The organism is Lichenibacterium dinghuense (genome assembly GCF_021730615.1).
Classification (GTDB): Bacteria; Pseudomonadota; Alphaproteobacteria; order Rhizobiales; family Beijerinckiaceae; genus Lichenihabitans; species Lichenihabitans dinghuensis.
Genome location: NZ_JAJLMN010000001.1, coordinates 115556 through 132389 on the forward strand (window position 1 = coordinate 115556; position 16834 = coordinate 132389).

Consider the following 16834-nt stretch of genomic DNA (forward strand, 5'->3'; position numbering starts at 1 on the left):
GGATGCGCGACCTCCTGCCGCGGCGCGTCCGCGGGCCGCTCGGCGCCGCGGGGCGGCGCGCCTTCGCGGCGCTCGCCGGCCCGCTCCAGCCCGCCGTCGCCCCCGGCTCCGTCGTGGTGCTCTGCCACTGCCACTATCCCGACCTCGTGCCGGAACTGGCCCGGCTCCTGCGGGCGCTGCCGCGCGGTGCCGCCGTCCACGTCTCGTCGGCCGATCCGGCGGTGTTCTCGGCGTGGGAGCGCCGCTGGCGCGGAGCGCGCGCGCCGATCCGCTTCCATCCGACGGAGAACCGCGGACGCGACCTCCTGCCCTTCATCACGGTCGCGCGGAGCCTCGACCTCGCCCCGGACGCGGTCGTGCTGAAGGTGCACGGCAAGCGGAGCGCCTATACGGCGGCGGGCTCCTGGTGGCGGCGCGACACCTTGCGCTCCCTGCTCCCCGGCCCCTTCGCCGTGCGTCGCATCCTCGCTCGCTTCGCCGCCGACCCCCGGCTCGCGCTGCTCGGAGCGCCCGGCTCCGTCCTCGGCCACCCGGTCTACTGGGGCCGCAACAGGGACAATGTGGCGGCGCTGATGTGCACCCTCACGGGAGCCGAGACGCACGACGAGGACCTCGCCTTCGTGGCGGGCTCGATGTTCTGGATCCGCGGCGCCTACCTGTCGGCCCTGCTGCCGCGCCTCGACCCGACGCGTTTCGAACCCGAGCCGATCGGCCAGGACGGCTCCTATGCCCACGCGGTGGAGCGCGTGATCGGCTTGGCGGCCCTCGCCTGGGGTTGGCACATCGGCGAAGTCGACGTGCCCGAGCCGCTGTCGCCCGATGCCGTCCGGCATCGCAGGCTGCGATACCTGTGACGTCGCGAGCGAGCTGTCACACGCCTTCCGGCGGACCGACTCGGCCTGGATCGGATTCCGCTTGCGTTGCGATCGGCGTAGCCTGTGTGTCTGGCAGGAGGTCTGAGCCATGGCGCGCGTTGCGGAACACCTGAGCGTTGCGGATCTGGAGCAGCGGTTTCGGAGCTGTCCCGAGCCGATCGAGGCGCGCCACCTGCAGGTGATCTGGCTTCTGGCGCAGGGCCACACGGTGGGGGCGACGAGCAAGGTCACGTCCTTCGGGCCGCGCTGGATCGAGCAATCGCTGGAGCGCTACAACGCGTCCGGGCCCGACGCTCTGGGCGACGGACATCGGCATAACGGCCCTGAGCCGCGCCTGCTCACGCCCGAGGTGCTGGAGGTGGTTCGGCTGCGCCTGGCCGAGCCGCCGCCCGACGGCGGGCTGTGGTCGAGCCGCAAGGTGGCCGACGTCATCGCGGCTCATCTCGGGCTGGAGCGCGTACGGCCTCAGCGCGGCTGGGACGCGTTGCAGGCGCTAAGCTACTCGCTGCAGCGGCCGCGGCCGAAGAACCCGAAGTTCGCCACCGCTGAGACGGCTGAGGCAATCAAAAGAAGCTGGCGGGCGCCGTCACTGCCGAAGCCGCGGCCCAGCCCGGCATGTTGATCGAGGTCTTCCGCGCCGACGAGCACCGCCTCGGCCTGAAGCCGGTCCTGCGCTCGGTGTGGGCCCTAAGGGCGAGCGTCGATCGCCGAAGGCCACCACCGCTTCCAGTGGCTCGATGTGACGGCCTTTGTGGGCCCGGCCACGGGCGAACGGGTTTGGTACCTGTCCAACGGCGTGTCGAAACCGCTGTTTGCCGGTCTGCTCGACGCCTTCGCCAAGGAGGTGGGTGCCGGTTCCACCAAGCGCGTCGTGCTGCTGCTCGACAACGCCGGCTTTCACACCCGCCCGGGCCTCACCGTCCCGGACGGTCTCAGGCTCGTCTACCTGCCGCCCTACAGCCCCGAACCGCAGCCCGCCGAAACGCTCTGGACGCTGGTTGACGAACCCGCCGTCGACAGGTTCATCCCCGGCCTGGACGCGCTCGAAAACATCGTCAGCGAGCGATGCCGACACCTCACCACCCGCCAGGCCGACATCAGCTCACGCACCAGCTTCGCCTGGTGGCCTAAAAATCACCCCCCGAGCTGATCAAACGGAAAGCGTATCACTTGAGCATCACGGTCCGAGAGGACGATCTCACCCACGCCGCCGTCCAGGACCTGCTGGCGCTGCATCTTCGCGGCATGCGCGACTCCTCGCCGCCCGGCGGCGTCTTCGCGCTGGACCTGTCGGGCCTTCGCGATCCGGCGGTGACGGTCTTCTCCGCCTGGGACGGCGATCGACTCGCGGGCATCGGCGCCCTGAAGGCGCTCGGCGACGGCGCCGGGGAGATCAAGTCGATGCGGACCCATCCCGACCACCTCCGCCGGGGCGTCGGCGCACGCCTCCTCGACCACATCATCGCGCGCGCCCGGTCGCGCGGCCTCCGGCGGCTCAGCCTGGAGACGGGCAGCGGCCCGGCCTTCGAGCCGGCGCTGGCCCTCTACCGCCGGAGGGGTTTCGTGGACGGCGGCCCCTACGCCGCCTACGAGCAGAACAGGTTCAGCCGGTTCCTCCACTTGTCGCTGTGATCTGTGGCCGGCCCGGAGCGGGCGCCCCACCCCTGCTCCGCGCAGGCCGGGACCGGCGTCACGCCACGGCGGCCCCCGTCTCGCGGCTCTCGGCGCGGTGCTGCGCGGGGCCGAACTCGCGGCTGAGGTTGTGGGCCGTGTTGACCAGGGCGACGTGAGTGAAGGCCTGAGGGAAATTGCCGACCTGCCGGCGGGCGGGCGCGTCATACTCCTCGGCCAGGAGGCCGACGTCGTTGCAGAGGCCGACCAGCCGCTCGAACAGCGCCCGGGCCTCGTCGAGGCGGCCCGCCAGGACGTAGTTGTCGGCGAGCCAGAAGGAGCAGGGCAGAAAGGCACCCTCGTGCCCGCCAGCGAGGCCGTCGACGTTTCCGGTCTCGTCGTAGCGCTTGACGAAGCCGTCCTCCATCAGGTGCTCCTCGATGGCCTTGACGGTGCCGGCCACGCGCGGGTCGTCGGCCGGCAGGAAGCCCACCATGGCCATCATCAGCAGACTCGCGTCGAGCGCGGTGCCGCCGTAATACTGGGTGAAGTGGCCGCGCTCGGCGTCGTAGCCCATGTCGCAGACCTCGGCGTGGACGCGGTCGCGGACCTCGCGCCAGCGGTCGACCGGCCCCTCGAGCTCGAATTCCTCGACGGAGCGGATCGCGCGGTCGAAGGCGGCCCAGACCATGACCTTGGAGGCCGTGAAGTGCTTGCGGCCGCCGCGCACCTCCCAGATGCCCTCGTCGGGCTCCTGCCAGATCGTCTCCAGGTGCTCCACCAGCGCGCGTTCGAGGTGCCAGCCGTTGTCGTCCGGGGCGAGCCCGAGGCGCCGGGCCTGGTACATGGCGTCGAGCACCTCGCCGTAGACGTCGAGCTGGAGCTGGCCGGCCGCGGCGTTGCCGACGCGCACCGGGGTCGACCCCTCGTAGCCCGCGAGCCAGGGCAGCTCGTATTCGTCGAGGCGGCGCTCGCCCGCGATGCCGTACATGATCTGCATCTGGTCGGGCGAGCCCGCGATGGCGCGGATCAGCCAGTCGCGCCAGGCGCTCGCCTCCTCGAGGAAGCCGGAGGTCAGCAGCGCGTAGAGGGTCAGCGTGGCGTCGCGCAGCCAGCAGTAGCGGTAGTCCCAGTTGCGCGGGCCGCCGAGCTGCTCCGGCAGCGAGGTCGTGGGCGCCGCCACGATGCCGCCGGTCTCGTAGTGGGTCAGCGCCTTCAGCGTGATGAGCGAGCGCTGCACGAGGGGCACCCAGTCGCCCGCCGTCTCGGTGCGGTGCGACTTCGTCCAGTCGTTCCAGTCCTCGGTGACGAGCTCGATGAGCTGGGCGGCGTCGACCGGCTTCGGCACGGGATGGTAGGACGGCGACCATGTCAGCGTGAAGGGCGTCTCGCTGCCCTCCTCGGCCGTGAAGGTGCCCACAGTGCGGAACCCCTCGCCGTGCAGTTCGACCGGCGTGTCCAGCACGAAGCGGTCCGGCCCGGCCACGGCGGAGATGCGGCCGTCGCCGAGCCGGCTGACCCAGGGCACCACCGTGCCGTAGCCGGGGCGCAGCACGCCCTCCATCCGCATCGGCACGGAGCCGGACAGGCCGCGCACGAGGCGGACGACGTCGCCGTGGCCCTCGCGCCGCCCCATGGCGTCGATCACCACCACGGCGCCCCGCGCGGTCTCGAAGGTGGTTTCCAGCACCAGCGTGCCGTCGCGGTAGCGCCGCGTGACCCTGTCGACCGGGACCGCGGGCGCGATCTGCCAGCGGCCGTTCTCGGCGGTGCCGAGCAGCGCCGCGAAGGAGGCCTGGGAATCGAAGCGCGGCAGGGCCATCCAGTCGATGGAGCCGTCGAGCCCGACCAGCGCCGCGCTCTCGCAGTTGCCGATCAGCGCGTAGTCTTCGATCCTGAGAGCCATGGTCCCCGCGTCTTCACGTTGGCGTCGACGCCGAAAGGTAGCATCCGCCGGGCCGGTTGACAGAGGCCGCCCGCGGACGGGCGGCGTCAGGGCAGGCGCGCGAGCCGCTCGGTCAGGAGCGCGAAGAAGCCCGCATCGTCGACCTCGCGCAGGAACAGGGCGTTCGGCTCGCGCTTCGTCACGCGCCAATAGTCCGCCACCGTCATGCCGAGGGTCAGCGGGCTCGCGCATTCCACCGTGACGTTGACCCGCCGTCCGCCGTAGAGGTCGGGGCGCAGCAGCCAGGCGATGACGTTGGGATCGTGGATGGGCGCGCCGGCGCCGGCGTACTTCTCCTTGTCGAAGCGCTCCGAGAAGCCGAGCATCCCCGCCACCGTGGCGCCCGCGCGGTTGCCGAGCGCGCGGAAGGCGTCGAGCCGCGCCGGCGTGGCGAGGGCGCGGTGGGTGACGTCGAGCGGCAGCATGGTGACCGGCACGCCCGAGCGCATGACGACGTCCGCGGCCTCGGGGTCGACGTAGACGTTGAACTCGGCCGTCGGCGTGATGTTGCCGACCTCGAAGTAGGCGCCGCCCATCATCACGATCTCGCGGATGCGCGGCGCGATCTCCGGCGCGCGGTTGAGCGCCAGGGCCACGTCGGTCAGCGGGCCCAGCGTGCACAGCGTCACCTCGCCGGGCTCGGCCGCCAGCAGCGTGTCGACGATGAAGTCCACGCCGTGCTGCGGGTGGAGCGGGACCTCGGGCTCCGGCAGGTCGGCCCCGTCGAGGCCCGTGCGGCCGTGGACGTGCTCGGCGGTGACGAGCGGGCGCACCAGGGGCCGCACCGCGCCGGCGTGGACGGGCAGCTCCGGCCGGCCGGCGAGCTCGACGATGCGGCGGGCGTTGCGCTCGGTCAGCGCGAGCGGCACGTTGCCCGCCACCGCCACGATGCCGAGCACGTCGAGGTCGTCGGGCGAGGCCAGCGCGAGGAGGATCGCCACGGCGTCGTCCTGGCCGGGGTCGGTGTCGATGATGATCTTGCGCGGCATGGGACCTCCGGCCGGCTGTGGGCGTCCTGCGCTTCGCGCGATCGGCAGTTTCCCCCCGGCCGCGATCTGCTCTATCGGTCTCGTCCGCGCGGGCGGTGCGCCAGCACCAGCCTCGCACCCGCGCGCCGCGTCACCCCTTCGATGGACGGCATCGGCACGGAAGACTCGGGATGATCATAACGCAGAAGCTCGCCCTGGGCAGCGTCGCGGTTTCGCTCGCGGTGCTCGGGGTGAAGTTCTATGCCTGGCAGGTGACGGGCAGCGTCGCCCTTCTGTCCGACGCCCTCGAATCCATCATCAACGTCGCGACGGCCCTGGCCGCCGTCTGGGCCCTGCACGTGTCGCTGCAGCCCGCCGACGCCCGCCACCCCTACGGCCATACCAAGGCCGAGTACCTGTCGGCCGTGCTGGAAGGCGTGCTGGTGCTCTGCGCCGCGCTGGCGATCCTGCGCGAGGCCTACCTCGCCTACCTGGCGCCGCAGCCGCTGGACACGCCCTGGCTCGGCCTCGGGATCGGCGCAGTCGGGTCGGTGCTCAACGCCGGCTGGGCCATGGTGCTGCGCCGCCAGGGGCGCCGCCACCGCTCCCCGGCGCTGGTCGCCGACGGACGCCACCTCGAGACCGACGTCGTCACCTCGGTCGGCGTGCTGGTCGGCGTGTCGCTGGTGGTGCTCACCGGCAAGCTCGTGCTCGACCCCGCCATCGCGGCGCTGGTCGCGCTCAACGTGCTGTGGACGGGCTGGGGCCTGATGAAGGAGAGCGTCAACGGCCTGCTCGACGAGGGCCTGCCCGAGGAGGAGCTGACGGCCCTCAAGGCCCTGATCGCCGCCAACGCCGAGGGCGCCATCGAGGCGCACGACGTGAAGACGCGCTGCGCCGGCAAGCTGACCTTCGTCGAGTTCCACCTCGTTGTGGCGGGCGACGCCACCGTGACGGCGGCGCACGACATCTGCGACCGGCTGGAGCGCGTGCTCAAGCAGGCTGTGCCGGACGCGGCGGTGACGATCCACGTCGAGCCCGAGGACAAGCGCAAGCACCAGGGGATCGTGGTACTGTAGCGGAGGTTTCGCGGAGGCCGCCATGGCCGATGGGATCGTCACCCTGAAGGAGCGGCACCGCCGCAAGATGGAGCGCATGGAGGCGGCGATCGTCGCGATCGACGCCGCGCTGCTCGCCTACGCGCGCGAGCACGGCGGCCGCTTCATCCGGTTCGGCTCGACCGCCGAGGGGCGCATGCGCGATCACAGCGACGTCGATATCGTCGCCGACTTCCCCGGCGAGGGCAGCCTGCTGGCGGCCGGCTTCGCCGAAGACCTCTGCCATGCGAACGGGATGACGCCGGACGCGCAGGCCGGAGCCTACCTGTCCTCGACCTTCAAGGCCGAGGCCGAGCGCCGGGGCGTCGTGATCGCATGATGGCCGCGCGATGGGCGGACATCGAGCGCAGCCTCGCGAATTCGCGGCTCCACTTCGCCATGGCGATCGAGGCCTTCGAGGAGGTCAAGGGCGCCACGAGCGACAAGCAACGGTACTTCCGGCGCGGGTCCTTCATGCACGCCATGCTGGCCGGCTACACGTCCTTCGAGAACGCGATGAAGGATCTGACGGGCCTGCTCGAGGAGCCGCTGCCCGCGGGCCACGACTGGCACAGGGCCCTGATCGAGAGGCTCGCGGCGCCGCTCGCGGGACAGCGCCCGGCCGTCCTGGACGACGAACGGCTGGTGATCGCGATCGACGCCCTGCGCGGCTTCCGGCACGTCGCGGCCCACGCCTACGACCGGTTCGACGACGACCGGGCCGCGGTCGCCGCCTCCAAAGCCGGCGTCTTCCTCGACGGCATCGGCCCCGCCCTCGCCCGCTTCCGCGCGGTCATCGACCCGGACTGAGCGTCCCTCAGCCCTTCAGCGCGCGAATCACCGCCTGCCCGTCGGGCGAAGCCCATTCGGCCGGCCCCGCCATGCGGCCGATCTCGCAGCCGTTCCTGTCCACGAGCAGCGTCGTCGGCAGGCCGAGCAGCCCGCCCTGGCGCTTCAGGGCCTGCAGCACGTCGGCCGTGGGGTCGGAATAGAGCGGGAGGTCCTGGATGCCGTTCTGCTTCAGGAACTCGGCCGGGCGGTCGAGCCGCGCCGTGTCGACGTTCACGGCGACGACCTGGAAATCCGACCCCCCCTGCTCCCGCTGGAGGGCGTCGAGCGCCGGCATCTCCTTGCGGCAGGGCACGCACCACGTCGCCCACAGGTTCACGAGGAGGGCCTTGCCCTTGAAGGCGGCGAGGCTCGTGGGCTGGCCGTCCGGGGTGCGGAACGCGATCTCGGGCTCGGCACGGGCGGGCTGGGCGAGGCTCAGCGCCGCCACCTCGCCGCGGATCAGCGGGTCGAGCCGCGCCGTGGTGGCCGCCGCCGCCGGGCAGGCCGCGGCCCCGCCCTTGCTAGGGCCCGTCACGCCATATACGACCGCCGCGACCCCGACGGCCACGACCGTCCCCAGAGCGATGCGGCGCGCCCGACGGGGGCGGGCGGGTGCGGGCTGGGGCGACTGGGGCGCGTCCGACATTCTTGAATTCGATCCGAGGCTTCGATGAGCAACGCGATGTGGGGCGGCCGGTTCACGTCGAGCCCCGACAGCATCATGGAGGAGATCAACGCCTCCATCGGCTTCGACCAGCGCCTCGCCGCGCAGGACATCGCCGGATCGAAGGCGCATGCCGCCATGCTGGCCGCGCAGGGCATCGTGTCGGCCGACGACGTCGCCGCCATCCACGCGGGCCTAGACCGCATCGCGGGCGAAATCGAGGCCGGCACCTTCACGTTCTCCCGGGCGCTGGAGGACATTCACATGAACGTGGAGTCGCGGCTCGCCAGCCTGATCGGCGACGCCGCGGGGCGGCTCCACACGGCGCGCTCGCGCAACGACCAGGTGGCGCTCGACTTCCGCCTGTGGGTCCGCGAGACGCTCGACGGCGTCGACGCCGCCCTGCACGACCTCCAGCTCGCGCTCGCCGAGAAGGCGCTCGCCCACGCCGACAGCGTGATGCCGGGCTTCACCCACCTCCAGTCCGCCCAGCCGGTGACGCTCGGCCACCACCTGATGGCCTACGTCGAGATGATCGCGCGCGACCGGGGGCGCTTCTCGGACGCGCGGCGGCGCATGAACGAGTCGCCGCTGGGATCGGCCGCGCTGGCCGGCACCTCCTACCCCATCGACCGGCACGCGGTCGCCGAGGCGCTCGGCTTCGACCGGCCGACCGCCAATTCGCTCGACAGCGTGTCGGACCGCGACTTCGCTCTCGAAGCCCTGTCGGCGGCGGCGATCTGCGCCGTGCACCTGTCGCGCTTCGCCGAAGAGATCGTGCTCTGGGCGACGCCGCAGTTCGGCTTCGCGGCGCTGTCGGACAGGTTCTCCACCGGCTCCTCCATCATGCCGCAGAAGCGCAACCCTGACGCGGCCGAGCTCGTGCGCGGCAAGTCGGGCCGGGTGATCGGCGACCTGATCGGGCTGCTCGTGGTGATGAAGGGGCTGCCGCTCGCCTATTCCAAGGACATGCAGGAGGACAAGGAGGGCACGTTCGACGCGCTCGACGCCCTCGCCCTCACGATCCCCGCCATGGCCGGCATGGTGCGCGACATGACGCCGGACCTCGACCGCATGAATGCCGCGGCGGGCTCGGGCTTCTCCACCGCCACCGACCTCGCCGACTGGCTGGTGCAGAAGCTCGACATGCCGTTCCGCCAGGCCCACCATGTCACGGGACGCATCGTGGCGCTGGCAGCCGAGCGCGGCTCCACGCTCGAAGCCCTGCCGCTCGGCGCCATGCAGGCGGTCGAGCCGCGCATCACCGCGGCGGTGTTCGACGTGCTCGGGGCCGACCGGTCGGTGGCGAGCCGCACCAGCTACGGCGGCACCGCGCCCGCCAACGTGCGGGCGCAGGCCGAAGCCTGGCTGGCGAAGCTGAAGTAGCCTGGTCTCCGAAGGGCCTCGGCGCTTCGATCCCGCGTCTCGTTCAAAACTCCGACGCCGCCAGCCGCTCGACGAGCCAGCGCCCGGCCGGGCCCGGCGGCGCCTCGGGGCGGTGCACAGCGAAGATGCGGTATTCCACCGGCTCCCAGCCGTCGATGTGGAGCACGACGAGGCGCCCGCGCGCGACGTCGCCTGCCACCATCGCATCCGGCATGCCGCCCCAGCCGAGGCCGGCGAGCAGCAGCGCGCGCTTGGCCCCGAGGTCGCCGAGCCGCCAGGTTTCGGGCGACAGCACGCCGAAGTCCTGCCCGCGCGTGAGGTCGGAGCGGTCGGTCAGCACGAGCTGCACGTGGTCGCGCAGCGCGGCGCGCGGGATGGGGCCGCGCAGCGCCGCGAGGGGGTGGTCCGGCGAGGCCACCTGCAGCAGGCGCACCCCGCCGATCGGCCGGTGCTCCAGCCCGGGGGTGGTGCGTGCGAGCGGCCCGCAGACTCCGACCGCGCAGGTGCCGTCGAGCACGAGCCGCGCCACGGCGCCCAGCGCCTCGACGGACAGCCGCAGCGTCACGCTCGGGAAGGCCGCGCGGAAGGCCGACAGCGCTTCCACCAGGGTCGCGGTCGGCAGCATCACGTCCACCACCACGGCGAGCTCGGCTTCGAGCCCCGCCAGCAGCCCGGTCGCCCGCGCCCGCAGCCCGTCGACGCCCATCGTCACCCGGCGCGCCTCGGCGAGCAGCACGGCGCCGGCCTCGGTCAGCGTCGGGCGGCGCGTCGCGCGGTCGAACAGCTTCAGCCCGCCGAGCTGCTCCTCCAGGGTGGCGATGGCGTAGCTGATCACGGACTGCTGGCGGTTCAGCGCCCGCGCGGCCGCCGAGAAGCTGCCCGCTTCCGCCACGGCCACGAAGGTGCGGAGCTGGTCGAGCGAGGGGGAGCCGAGGGCGGGCATGCGGGCGTGACATCCTCGGCGCGGTCGCGGAGATTCGGCGGAAGCTTAAAGCTTTCTGCGGCGAAGGCCGCTACAGCTTGCCGGGAAGACCCGCACCCGTCCGGAGATCCCCTTGGCGCGTCCCCCCTCACCCTCGGCCGTCCGCGCCGCGGTCCTGGTGCTGATCGTCGCCCTGGGCCTGGGCGCATGCGGCCGCCGCGGCCGGCTGGAGCCGCCGCCGACGCCGGAATCGATCGCCGCCGCCGAGAAGGCCAAGGAGTCGAAGTCCGGCATCCACAAGCGCGCGCCGAACCCGCCGATCCGCCCGCCCCAGCAGCCCTTCGTGCTCGACCCGATCCTGTGACCGCCGCCGTGACGCCTTTCCACTACGAGGACGGCGCGCTCCGCGCCGAATCCGCCGACCTCGCCGCGATCGCGGCCGAGGTGGGCACGCCCTTCTACTGCTACTCGCGCGCCGCCATGGCGGCGCAGTTCCGCGCCTTCGCGGACAGCTTCGCGCCGCTGCCGGCGCTCGTCTGCTACGCCATGAAGGCGAATTCCAACCAGGCCGTGCTGCGCCTCTTCGCCGGCCTCGGCGCCGGCATGGACGTGGTGTCGGGCGGCGAGCTGCGGCGCGCCCGCGCGGCCGGCGTGCCCGGACGCCGCGTCACCTTCTCGGGCGTCGGCAAGACGCGGGCCGAGCTGGCGCTGGCGCTCGACGAGGACATCCACTGCTTCAACGTGGAGTCCGAGCCCGAGCTCCTGACCCTCTCCGAGATCGCGGCCTCGAAGGGCGCGACCGCGCGGATCGCCCTCCGGCTGAACCCCGACATCGACGCCGGCACCCACGCCAAGATCTCGACCGGCAAGGCCGAGAACAAGTTCGGCATCCCGATCGAGCGCGCGCGCGACGTCTACGCCGAGGCGGCGCGCCTGCCGGGGATCGCCGTGACCGGCATCGACATGCACATCGGCTCGCAGATCACGGACCTCGGCCCGTTCGACCGCACCTTCGCGGCCATGGCCGACACGCTGGCGATGCTGCGGGCGGAGGGCCACGCGATCGACCACGTCGACCTCGGCGGCGGCCTCGGCATCCCCTACCATGCCGATCAGGACCCGGCCGCCTTCGGGCCGGAGCGCTACGCCGAGCTGGCGAAGCGGCACTTCGGGCAGGCGGGCGTCACCCTCGTGCTGGAGCCGGGGCGCTACCTCGTCGGCAACGCGGGGGCGCTCGTGGCCTCGGTGGTCCTCGTCAAGCGCGGCGGCGACAAGCGCTTCGTGGTGGTGGACGCCGCCATGAACGACCTCATCCGCCCGACCCTCTACGAGGCCCACCACGAGATGATGACCGTGGCCGAGCCCGCCGCGGGCGCGCTGCTCGACCCCGCCGACATCGTCGGCCCGGTCTGCGAGACGGGCGACTACCTCGCCCGCGCGCGGCCCTTCCCGGCCGTCGCGGCCGGCGACCTCGTGGCGGTGATGTCGGCCGGGGCCTACGGGGCCGTGCAGGCCGGCACCTACAACACGCGGCTGCTGGTGCCCGAGGTGATGGTGGACGGGGACCGCCACGCCGTGATCCGGCCGCGCACCTCCTACGAGGAGCTGATCGGCCTCGACCGCGTGCCGGCCTGGCTCGACTGACGCCGCTCCGGCGCCCGACGCGGCGCCACAATCGCGACGCCGACGCCGGCTAACCTCGCGTCTCGTCGGGACCGTCCCGCCGAGAGCCCGTCCGAACCATGCGCTGGGCCCCCCTCCTCGGTCTGATCGCGCTGGCGGCGCCCGTCGCGCCCGGCCCGCTCCGCGCGGCCGAGCCCGCGCCCGCCGGGCAGGCCGCGCCCGACGCGCTCGCGGACCGAAAGCGGCGCCTGCAGGACGCGCTCAGCGCCGCCGCGGCCGCGGAGGCCGACCGGCGCCGCACCGAGGGCGACCTCGACGCCATCAAGGCCGACCGCGCCCGGCTTTCGGCGGCCCTGGTCGGGACCACGGCGCGCGTGCGCGAGATGGAAGCGCGGTCCACCGCCGTCGAAGCCCGGCTCGACCTCATCGCCGGCCGCGAGGACGCGCTCCGGCGCTCGCTGGCGGCGCGGCGCGGCGACACCGCGCGCGTGCTGGCGGCGCTCCAGCGCCTCGGCCTCCACCCCCTGCCCGCGCTGCTGGCGCGCCCCGACGACGTGATGGACGCCGTCCGGTCCGCCACCCTGCTCGGCGCCGTGGTGCCCGAGCTTCGGTCGGCCGCCCGCGACCTCGCGTCCGACCTGGCGGAGCTCGGCCGGCTCCGCTCCCTCGCGGCCGGCGAGCGCGACGCGCTCGGGGTCGAGACGGCGTCGCTCGGCGCCGAGCGGGCGCGGCTCGACGACCTCGTCGCGGCCCGGCAGGCCGCTCAGGCCGCGGCGGAAGGCGCGCTCGACGGCGAGCGCCGGCGCGCCGCCGCCCTGGCGGCCGACGCGACGGGGCTGAAGGACCTCGTGGCGCGCCTCGAAAGCGACGCCGCCGCGGCGCAGCGCGCCGACGAAGCGCGGCGCCGGGCCGCCGAGGCGGACGCGGCCGGCGTCGCCGCCAAGGCCGCGGCGGCGGGCGGGCGCGATCCGGCGCGCCTCACGCCCGCAACGCCCTTCGGCGACACCAGGGGCCGATTGACGCTCCCCGTGGTCGGGCGCATCGTGAAGGCCTTCGGCGCGGCCGACGACTACGGCGGCCAGTCGCGGGGGCAGTCCGTGGCGGCGCGGCCGGGCGCGGTCGTGACGGCACCCGCCGACGGTTGGATCTCGTTCTCGGGACCCTACCGCTCCTACGGCCAGTTGCTCATCATGACGATGGGGGACGGCTACTACGTCGTGCTGGCCGGCCTCGCGCGCATCGACGTGGCGCCGGGCCAGTTCGTGCTGGCGGGGGAACCGCTCGGGGCGATGGGCGACGGCTCGGTCCGGGCCGCCTCCGCGATCGCCCTTGGCGCGGGTGACCCCGTTCTTTATGTTGAGTTCCGGAAAGACGGGGCGGCGATCGACCCCGCCCCCTGGTGGGCGAAAGCCGAATCACAAAAGGTCCGCGGATGATGCGCAAGGTATCCCTGGTCGTGGCCGGCGCGGCGCTCGGCGCGACCGCCGCCACGGTCGCCCTCCAGACGAGCGTTCTGTCGGGGAGCCCCGCTTTCGCGGCCAACTCCGACACCTACCGCAACCTCAACCTGTTCGGCGACGTGTTCGAAAAGATCCGCACCGACTACGTCGAGAAGCCCGACGAGGCGAAGCTCGTCGAGGCGGCCATCAACGGCATGCTGACCTCGCTCGACCCTCATTCGAGCTACATGGACGCGAAAGCCTACCGCGACATGCAGGTGCAGACCCGCGGCGAGTTCGGCGGGCTCGGCATCGAGGTCAGCCAGGACGACGGCGTGATCAAGGTCGTCACCCCCATCGACGACACCCCGGCCTCCAAGGCCGGCATCCAGTCCGGCGACCTCATCACGGCCATCGACGGCGACCCCGTCTCAGGCATGACGCTGAACCAGGCGGTCGACAAGATGCGCGGCGTGGTGGGCACGCCCGTGACGCTGAAGATCGTCCGCGGCAAGGACAAGGACGGCACGGACTACAAGCTCAACCGCGCCAACATCACCATCAAGTCGGTGAAGTTCGAGGAGAAGGGCGACATCGGATACGTCCGCATCTCGCAGTTTAACGAGCAGACCTTCGACGGCCTGAAGCAGGCCATGGCGAAGTTCGCGGCCGACATTCCGAACGACAAGTTCAAGGGCTACATCGTCGACCTGCGCAACAACCCGGGCGGCCTGCTCGACCAGTCGATCGAGGTGTCCAACGCCTTCATCGACCACGGCGAGATCGTGTCGACCCGCGGCCGCAACGCCGACGAGACGCAGCGCTACAACGCCCGTCCGGGCTACGACCTCAGCCACGGCAAGCCGCTGGTCGTGCTGATCAACGGCGGCTCGGCCTCGGCCTCCGAGATCGTCGCCGGCGCGCTCCAGGACCACAAGCGGGCGACGATCATCGGCACGCGGTCCTTCGGCAAGGGGTCGGTGCAGACCATCATCCCGCTCGGCAGCAACGGCGCCCTGCGCCTCACCACGGCGCGCTACTACACGCCGTCGGGCCGCTCGATTCAGGCCAAGGGCATCGAGCCCGAGGACGTGGTGCTCGAGGACGTGCCGGACGACCTGAAGGGCAAGGACGACACCAAGGGCGAGGCCTCGCTGAAGGGCCACCTGATGAACGGCGCCGCCACCGACGAGAAGCAGGGCTCGCAGGCCTACGTGCCGCCGGACAGCAAGAACGACAAGCAGCTCATCGCCGCAATCGACCTGCTGCACGGCGTCGACATCAAGTCGAGGACGGCCAGCGACACCACCAAGGCGGCCGAGATGACCAAGGCCGACTCCACCAAGACCGAGGCCGCCAAGGCGGACGCGCCGAAGGGCGACACCCCCAAGGTCGACACGCTGAAGCCCGACCCCGCCAAGCCGGACACCTCCAAGGCTCCCTGAGGCGCGGCGGCTCGGCGTTCCCGAGATGCGCTCCGCGGCCCGGCCCCTGCCGGGCCGCTCCCGTTTTGGGCAGGATCTCCGATGACCGGCGGACTCTTCGACCCCCTCGGGACGGGCCGCGCCGAGCCCGCCCGCCGCACGCCGCGGCCATCGGCGCCCGCCGTCGTCCTGTGCGTGATGCTCGCGGCGCTGGCGCTGCTGCTCGTCGTGTCCTGGTGGCGCGACACCGGCGACCGCGGCATGCCCGTGGCGGTCGGGCCCATCGAGCGCCTGCCGCCGGCCCCCGCGGCGCCGGCGCCCCTCGTCGAGGCGCCGCCCGCGCCGCCCCGGGCTTCCCCCCCGGCCTCTGTCGCCCCTCCCCCGGCGGGCCTGCCGCCGCCGCGCGACGACCAGGACGTCGAGATCGAGAACGGCGTGCGCGTCGTGCGCCCGCGCCGGATGTCGCCCGCGCCGTCCCCGGCGCCCCCCTCCGGGCAGGGCGGCCAGACGCTGCGCGTGCCGGACGCCGGGGCCGCGCGCTGACCCGACGCAGCATGCGGCGTGGCACCGATCGATGCGCAGGGCGTTGTCGATGAAGAAGTTTTTAGTCGAAGCTCGGCCGCCCCGGCCTTATTTGTAGGACGTCAGAAGGATCGGCGGCCGCAAGGTCGTCGGCTGTGGACCATCCCCGCGCCGACGTCCCGCCCCACCGCGGAGGTCGCACGCGGGGCGTCACCACATCCGCCGATGCCGGACGGATCGCCGCGCGCTGGTTCCACCGGCGGGTCCGATCCGCGGGCCTCGCCGGCCGGTCTTCCCCCCGTGTCGAGGAACGACGATGTCCGATCGCCCGCGGCGCACCAGCCTGCGCCTCTTCACCATCGCGCTGCTCTGCGCCGGGGCGGGATACTGCTACTACGACTGGAACCGCGTCGGCCCGGTCGTGCAGGCGGGCCTCGACCGCGTCCACCCCAAGCACGACGCCGCGAAGGCCGCGTCGAAGGAGGTGCCTGCCGTCCCGGTGAGCGCCGCCGAGGCCAAGACGGGGGCCTTTCCCGTGATCCTGTCGAGCCTCGGCACCGTGCAGCCCTACAACACCGTTCTGGTGCGCAGCCGCGTCGACGGACAGGTCGTCACCATCAACTTCGACGAGGGGCAGATCGTCCATCAGGGCGACCTGCTCGTGCAGATCGATCCCCGGCCCTATCAGGCGGCGCTCGACCAAGCCAAGGCGAAGCGGCAGCAGGATCAGGCCAACCTCGACAACACCAAGCGCGACCTCGCCCGCTCGCAGTCGCTGATCAACAACAACTACGTGACGCGGCAGACGCTCGACACGCAGACCTCGTCCGTGGCGCAGCTCACGGCCCAGGTCGCGGCCGACGACGCCATGATCGAGAACGCCACGACGCAGCTCAGCTACGCCACCATCAAGGCGCCGATCACCGGCCGCGTCGGCTTCCGCCTCGTCGACCAGGGCAACATCGTCAACGCGTCGAGCGCCACCGGCATCGTGTCCATCGCCCAGATCGAGCCCATATCGGTCGTCTTCACCGAGCCCGAGAACACGCTGGCCGGCATCACCGCCGGCCGCAAGGCGGGTCCGCTGTCGGTCGAGGCGCTGTCGTCGGACGGGTCGCAGCCGCTGGCGAGCGGCACGCTCGAAACCTTCAACAACGAGATCGACACCTCGAGCGGCACCATCCGCCTCAAGGGCACCTTCGCCAACACCGACCACAAGCTGTGGCCCGGCCTGTCGGTGTCGACCAAGCTCAAGGTCAGGACCCTCCAGGACGTCGTGCTGATCCCCTTCTCGGCCGTGCAGCACGGGCCGAGCGGGCTCTACGCCTTCGTGATCGGTGGCGACGACAAGGTCGACGTGCGGCCCATCAAGGTGTCCTTCTCCGACGACGACGAGGCCGTGGTGTCGGACGGCGTCAAGGCCGGCGAGCGCGTCGTCACGGCGGGGCAGTACCGGCTCCAGGCCCACACGCCCGTGCGGATCGTGCCCGACAGCGGCGTCAAGACCGCGCAGGGGGACTCCTGAGC

18 protein-coding genes are annotated in these 16834 nt (G+C 72.5%); 14 read left to right on the forward strand and 4 right to left on the reverse strand.

Going from position 1 to position 16834, the window contains the following annotated elements:
• The first annotated feature begins 2 nt into the window (after positions 1–2).
• The 4 genes from L7N97_RS00565 (at position 3) to L7N97_RS00580 (ending at position 2507) form a co-directional block, all read left to right on the forward strand.
• Complete coding sequence (locus tag L7N97_RS00565; RefSeq protein WP_237476440.1) at positions 3–854, forward strand: rhamnan synthesis F family protein; 852 nt, start codon at positions 3–5, stop codon at positions 852–854.
• 109 nt (positions 855–963) lie between these two features.
• Entirely contained in the window at positions 964–1497 is a 534-nt protein-coding gene (locus L7N97_RS00570; RefSeq protein ID WP_237476441.1) for a helix-turn-helix domain-containing protein, read from the forward strand.
• Positions 1498–1578: 81 nt separating this feature from the next.
• Entirely contained in the window at positions 1579–2025 is a 447-nt protein-coding gene (locus L7N97_RS00575) for a transposase (RefSeq protein ID WP_309242860.1), read from the forward strand.
• A gap of 20 nt (positions 2026–2045) precedes the next feature.
• Entirely contained in the window at positions 2046–2507 is a 462-nt protein-coding gene (locus L7N97_RS00580; RefSeq protein WP_237476443.1) for a GNAT family N-acetyltransferase, read from the forward strand.
• 58 nt (positions 2508–2565) lie between these two features.
• Here the strand turns inward: L7N97_RS00580 and L7N97_RS00585 are convergent, their stop codons facing one another.
• Positions 2566–4392, reverse strand: coding sequence for a glycoside hydrolase family 15 protein (locus L7N97_RS00585; RefSeq protein ID WP_237476444.1), 1827 nt, complete (start codon positions 4390–4392; stop codon positions 2566–2568).
• Between the two features lie 86 nt (positions 4393–4478).
• A complete protein-coding gene (locus L7N97_RS00590) occupies positions 4479–5420 on the reverse strand; it encodes a nucleoside hydrolase (RefSeq protein ID WP_237476445.1) in 942 nt (313 codons plus the stop codon).
• A gap of 170 nt (positions 5421–5590) precedes the next feature.
• Between L7N97_RS00590 and L7N97_RS00595 the strand changes: the two genes are divergently transcribed.
• Genes L7N97_RS00595 through L7N97_RS00605 form a run of 3 tightly spaced genes read left to right on the forward strand, consistent with a single transcriptional unit; the run spans position 5591 to position 7306 of the window.
• Positions 5591–6478 (forward strand): cation diffusion facilitator family transporter, encoded by an 888-nt coding sequence (locus L7N97_RS00595; RefSeq protein ID WP_237476446.1) that lies wholly within the window; start codon positions 5591–5593, stop codon positions 6476–6478.
• A 22-nt stretch (positions 6479–6500) separates the two neighbouring features.
• Positions 6501–6836 (forward strand): nucleotidyltransferase domain-containing protein, encoded by a 336-nt coding sequence (locus tag L7N97_RS00600; protein ID WP_237476447.1) that lies wholly within the window; start codon positions 6501–6503, stop codon positions 6834–6836.
• Positions 6836–7306, forward strand: coding sequence for a ribonuclease toxin HepT-like protein (locus tag L7N97_RS00605; protein WP_237476448.1), 471 nt, complete (start codon positions 6836–6838; stop codon positions 7304–7306). Before L7N97_RS00600 ends, L7N97_RS00605 begins: the two co-directional genes overlap by 1 nt.
• Positions 7307–7313: 7 nt before the next feature.
• Here L7N97_RS00605 and tlpA read toward each other — a convergent pair whose 3' ends face one another.
• The gene (gene tlpA / locus L7N97_RS00610; RefSeq protein WP_255721586.1) at positions 7314–7973 is read right to left on the reverse strand and encodes a thiol:disulfide interchange protein TlpA; all 660 of its coding nucleotides are present in this window, start codon (positions 7971–7973) and stop codon (positions 7314–7316) included.
• Between the two features lie 24 nt (positions 7974–7997).
• Here tlpA and argH point away from each other — a divergent pair, with 24 nt between their 5' ends.
• Complete coding sequence (gene argH / locus L7N97_RS00615; protein WP_237476450.1) at positions 7998–9377, forward strand: argininosuccinate lyase; 1380 nt, start codon at positions 7998–8000, stop codon at positions 9375–9377.
• A gap of 43 nt (positions 9378–9420) precedes the next feature.
• Here the strand turns inward: argH and L7N97_RS00620 are convergent, their stop codons facing one another.
• Positions 9421–10320 carry a LysR family transcriptional regulator gene (locus L7N97_RS00620; RefSeq protein ID WP_237476451.1) on the reverse strand — a complete coding sequence of 300 codons (900 nt, stop codon included), beginning with the start codon at positions 10318–10320 and terminating at the stop codon, positions 9421–9423.
• A 112-nt stretch (positions 10321–10432) separates the two neighbouring features.
• On the opposite strand from L7N97_RS00620, the gene lptM reads away from it, so the two are divergent.
• From lptM to L7N97_RS00650, 6 genes are all read left to right on the forward strand, one after another.
• Positions 10433–10663 carry an LPS translocon maturation chaperone LptM gene (lptM, locus tag L7N97_RS00625; protein WP_237476452.1) on the forward strand — a complete coding sequence of 77 codons (231 nt, stop codon included), beginning with the start codon at positions 10433–10435 and terminating at the stop codon, positions 10661–10663.
• Positions 10664–10671: 8 nt separating this feature from the next.
• Entirely contained in the window at positions 10672–11943 is a 1272-nt protein-coding gene (lysA, locus tag L7N97_RS00630) for a diaminopimelate decarboxylase (RefSeq protein ID WP_237476453.1), read from the forward strand.
• 98 nt (positions 11944–12041) lie between these two features.
• Positions 12042–13358, forward strand: coding sequence for a murein hydrolase activator EnvC family protein (locus L7N97_RS00635; protein ID WP_237476454.1), 1317 nt, complete (start codon positions 12042–12044; stop codon positions 13356–13358).
• On the forward strand, positions 13355–14806 hold the full coding sequence (locus tag L7N97_RS00640) for a S41 family peptidase (protein WP_237476455.1): 1452 nt from the start codon (positions 13355–13357) through the stop codon (positions 14804–14806). The genes L7N97_RS00635 and L7N97_RS00640 overlap by 4 nt, the downstream gene beginning before the upstream one ends.
• Positions 14807–14887: 81 nt before the next feature.
• A complete protein-coding gene (locus L7N97_RS00645) occupies positions 14888–15328 on the forward strand; it encodes a hypothetical protein (protein WP_237476456.1) in 441 nt (146 codons plus the stop codon).
• A gap of 295 nt (positions 15329–15623) precedes the next feature.
• Positions 15624–16832 (forward strand): efflux RND transporter periplasmic adaptor subunit, encoded by a 1209-nt coding sequence (locus tag L7N97_RS00650; protein ID WP_237476457.1) that lies wholly within the window; start codon positions 15624–15626, stop codon positions 16830–16832.
• The last annotated feature ends 2 nt before the right edge of the window (positions 16833–16834 follow it).

Bases quoted from the DNA above. Each gene is read 5' to 3' on its own strand.
- L7N97_RS00565 (WP_237476440.1), top strand. From the start codon at position 3: ATGCGCGACCTCCTGCCGCGGCGCGTCCGCGGGCCGCTCGGCGCCGCG.
- L7N97_RS00570 (WP_237476441.1), top strand. From the start codon at position 964: ATGGCGCGCGTTGCGGAACACCTGAGCGTTGCGGATCTGGAGCAGCGG.
- L7N97_RS00585 (WP_237476444.1), bottom strand. From the start codon at position 4,392: ATGGCTCTCAGGATCGAAGACTACGCGCTGATCGGCAACTGCGAGAGC.
- L7N97_RS00590 (WP_237476445.1), bottom strand. From the start codon at position 5,420: ATGCCGCGCAAGATCATCATCGACACCGACCCCGGCCAGGACGACGCC.
- L7N97_RS00595 (WP_237476446.1), top strand. From the start codon at position 5,591: ATGATCATAACGCAGAAGCTCGCCCTGGGCAGCGTCGCGGTTTCGCTC.
- L7N97_RS00600 (WP_237476447.1), top strand. From the start codon at position 6,501: ATGGCCGATGGGATCGTCACCCTGAAGGAGCGGCACCGCCGCAAGATG.
- L7N97_RS00605 (WP_237476448.1), top strand. From the start codon at position 6,836: ATGGCCGCGCGATGGGCGGACATCGAGCGCAGCCTCGCGAATTCGCGG.
- tlpA (WP_255721586.1), bottom strand. From the start codon at position 7,973: ATGTCGGACGCGCCCCAGTCGCCCCAGCCCGCACCCGCCCGCCCCCGT.
- argH (WP_237476450.1), top strand. From the start codon at position 7,998: ATGAGCAACGCGATGTGGGGCGGCCGGTTCACGTCGAGCCCCGACAGC.
- L7N97_RS00620 (WP_237476451.1), bottom strand. From the start codon at position 10,320: ATGCCCGCCCTCGGCTCCCCCTCGCTCGACCAGCTCCGCACCTTCGTG.
- L7N97_RS00635 (WP_237476454.1), top strand. From the start codon at position 12,042: ATGCGCTGGGCCCCCCTCCTCGGTCTGATCGCGCTGGCGGCGCCCGTC.
- L7N97_RS00640 (WP_237476455.1), top strand. From the start codon at position 13,355: ATGATGCGCAAGGTATCCCTGGTCGTGGCCGGCGCGGCGCTCGGCGCG.
- L7N97_RS00645 (WP_237476456.1), top strand. From the start codon at position 14,888: ATGACCGGCGGACTCTTCGACCCCCTCGGGACGGGCCGCGCCGAGCCC.
- L7N97_RS00650 (WP_237476457.1), top strand. From the start codon at position 15,624: ATGTCCGATCGCCCGCGGCGCACCAGCCTGCGCCTCTTCACCATCGCG.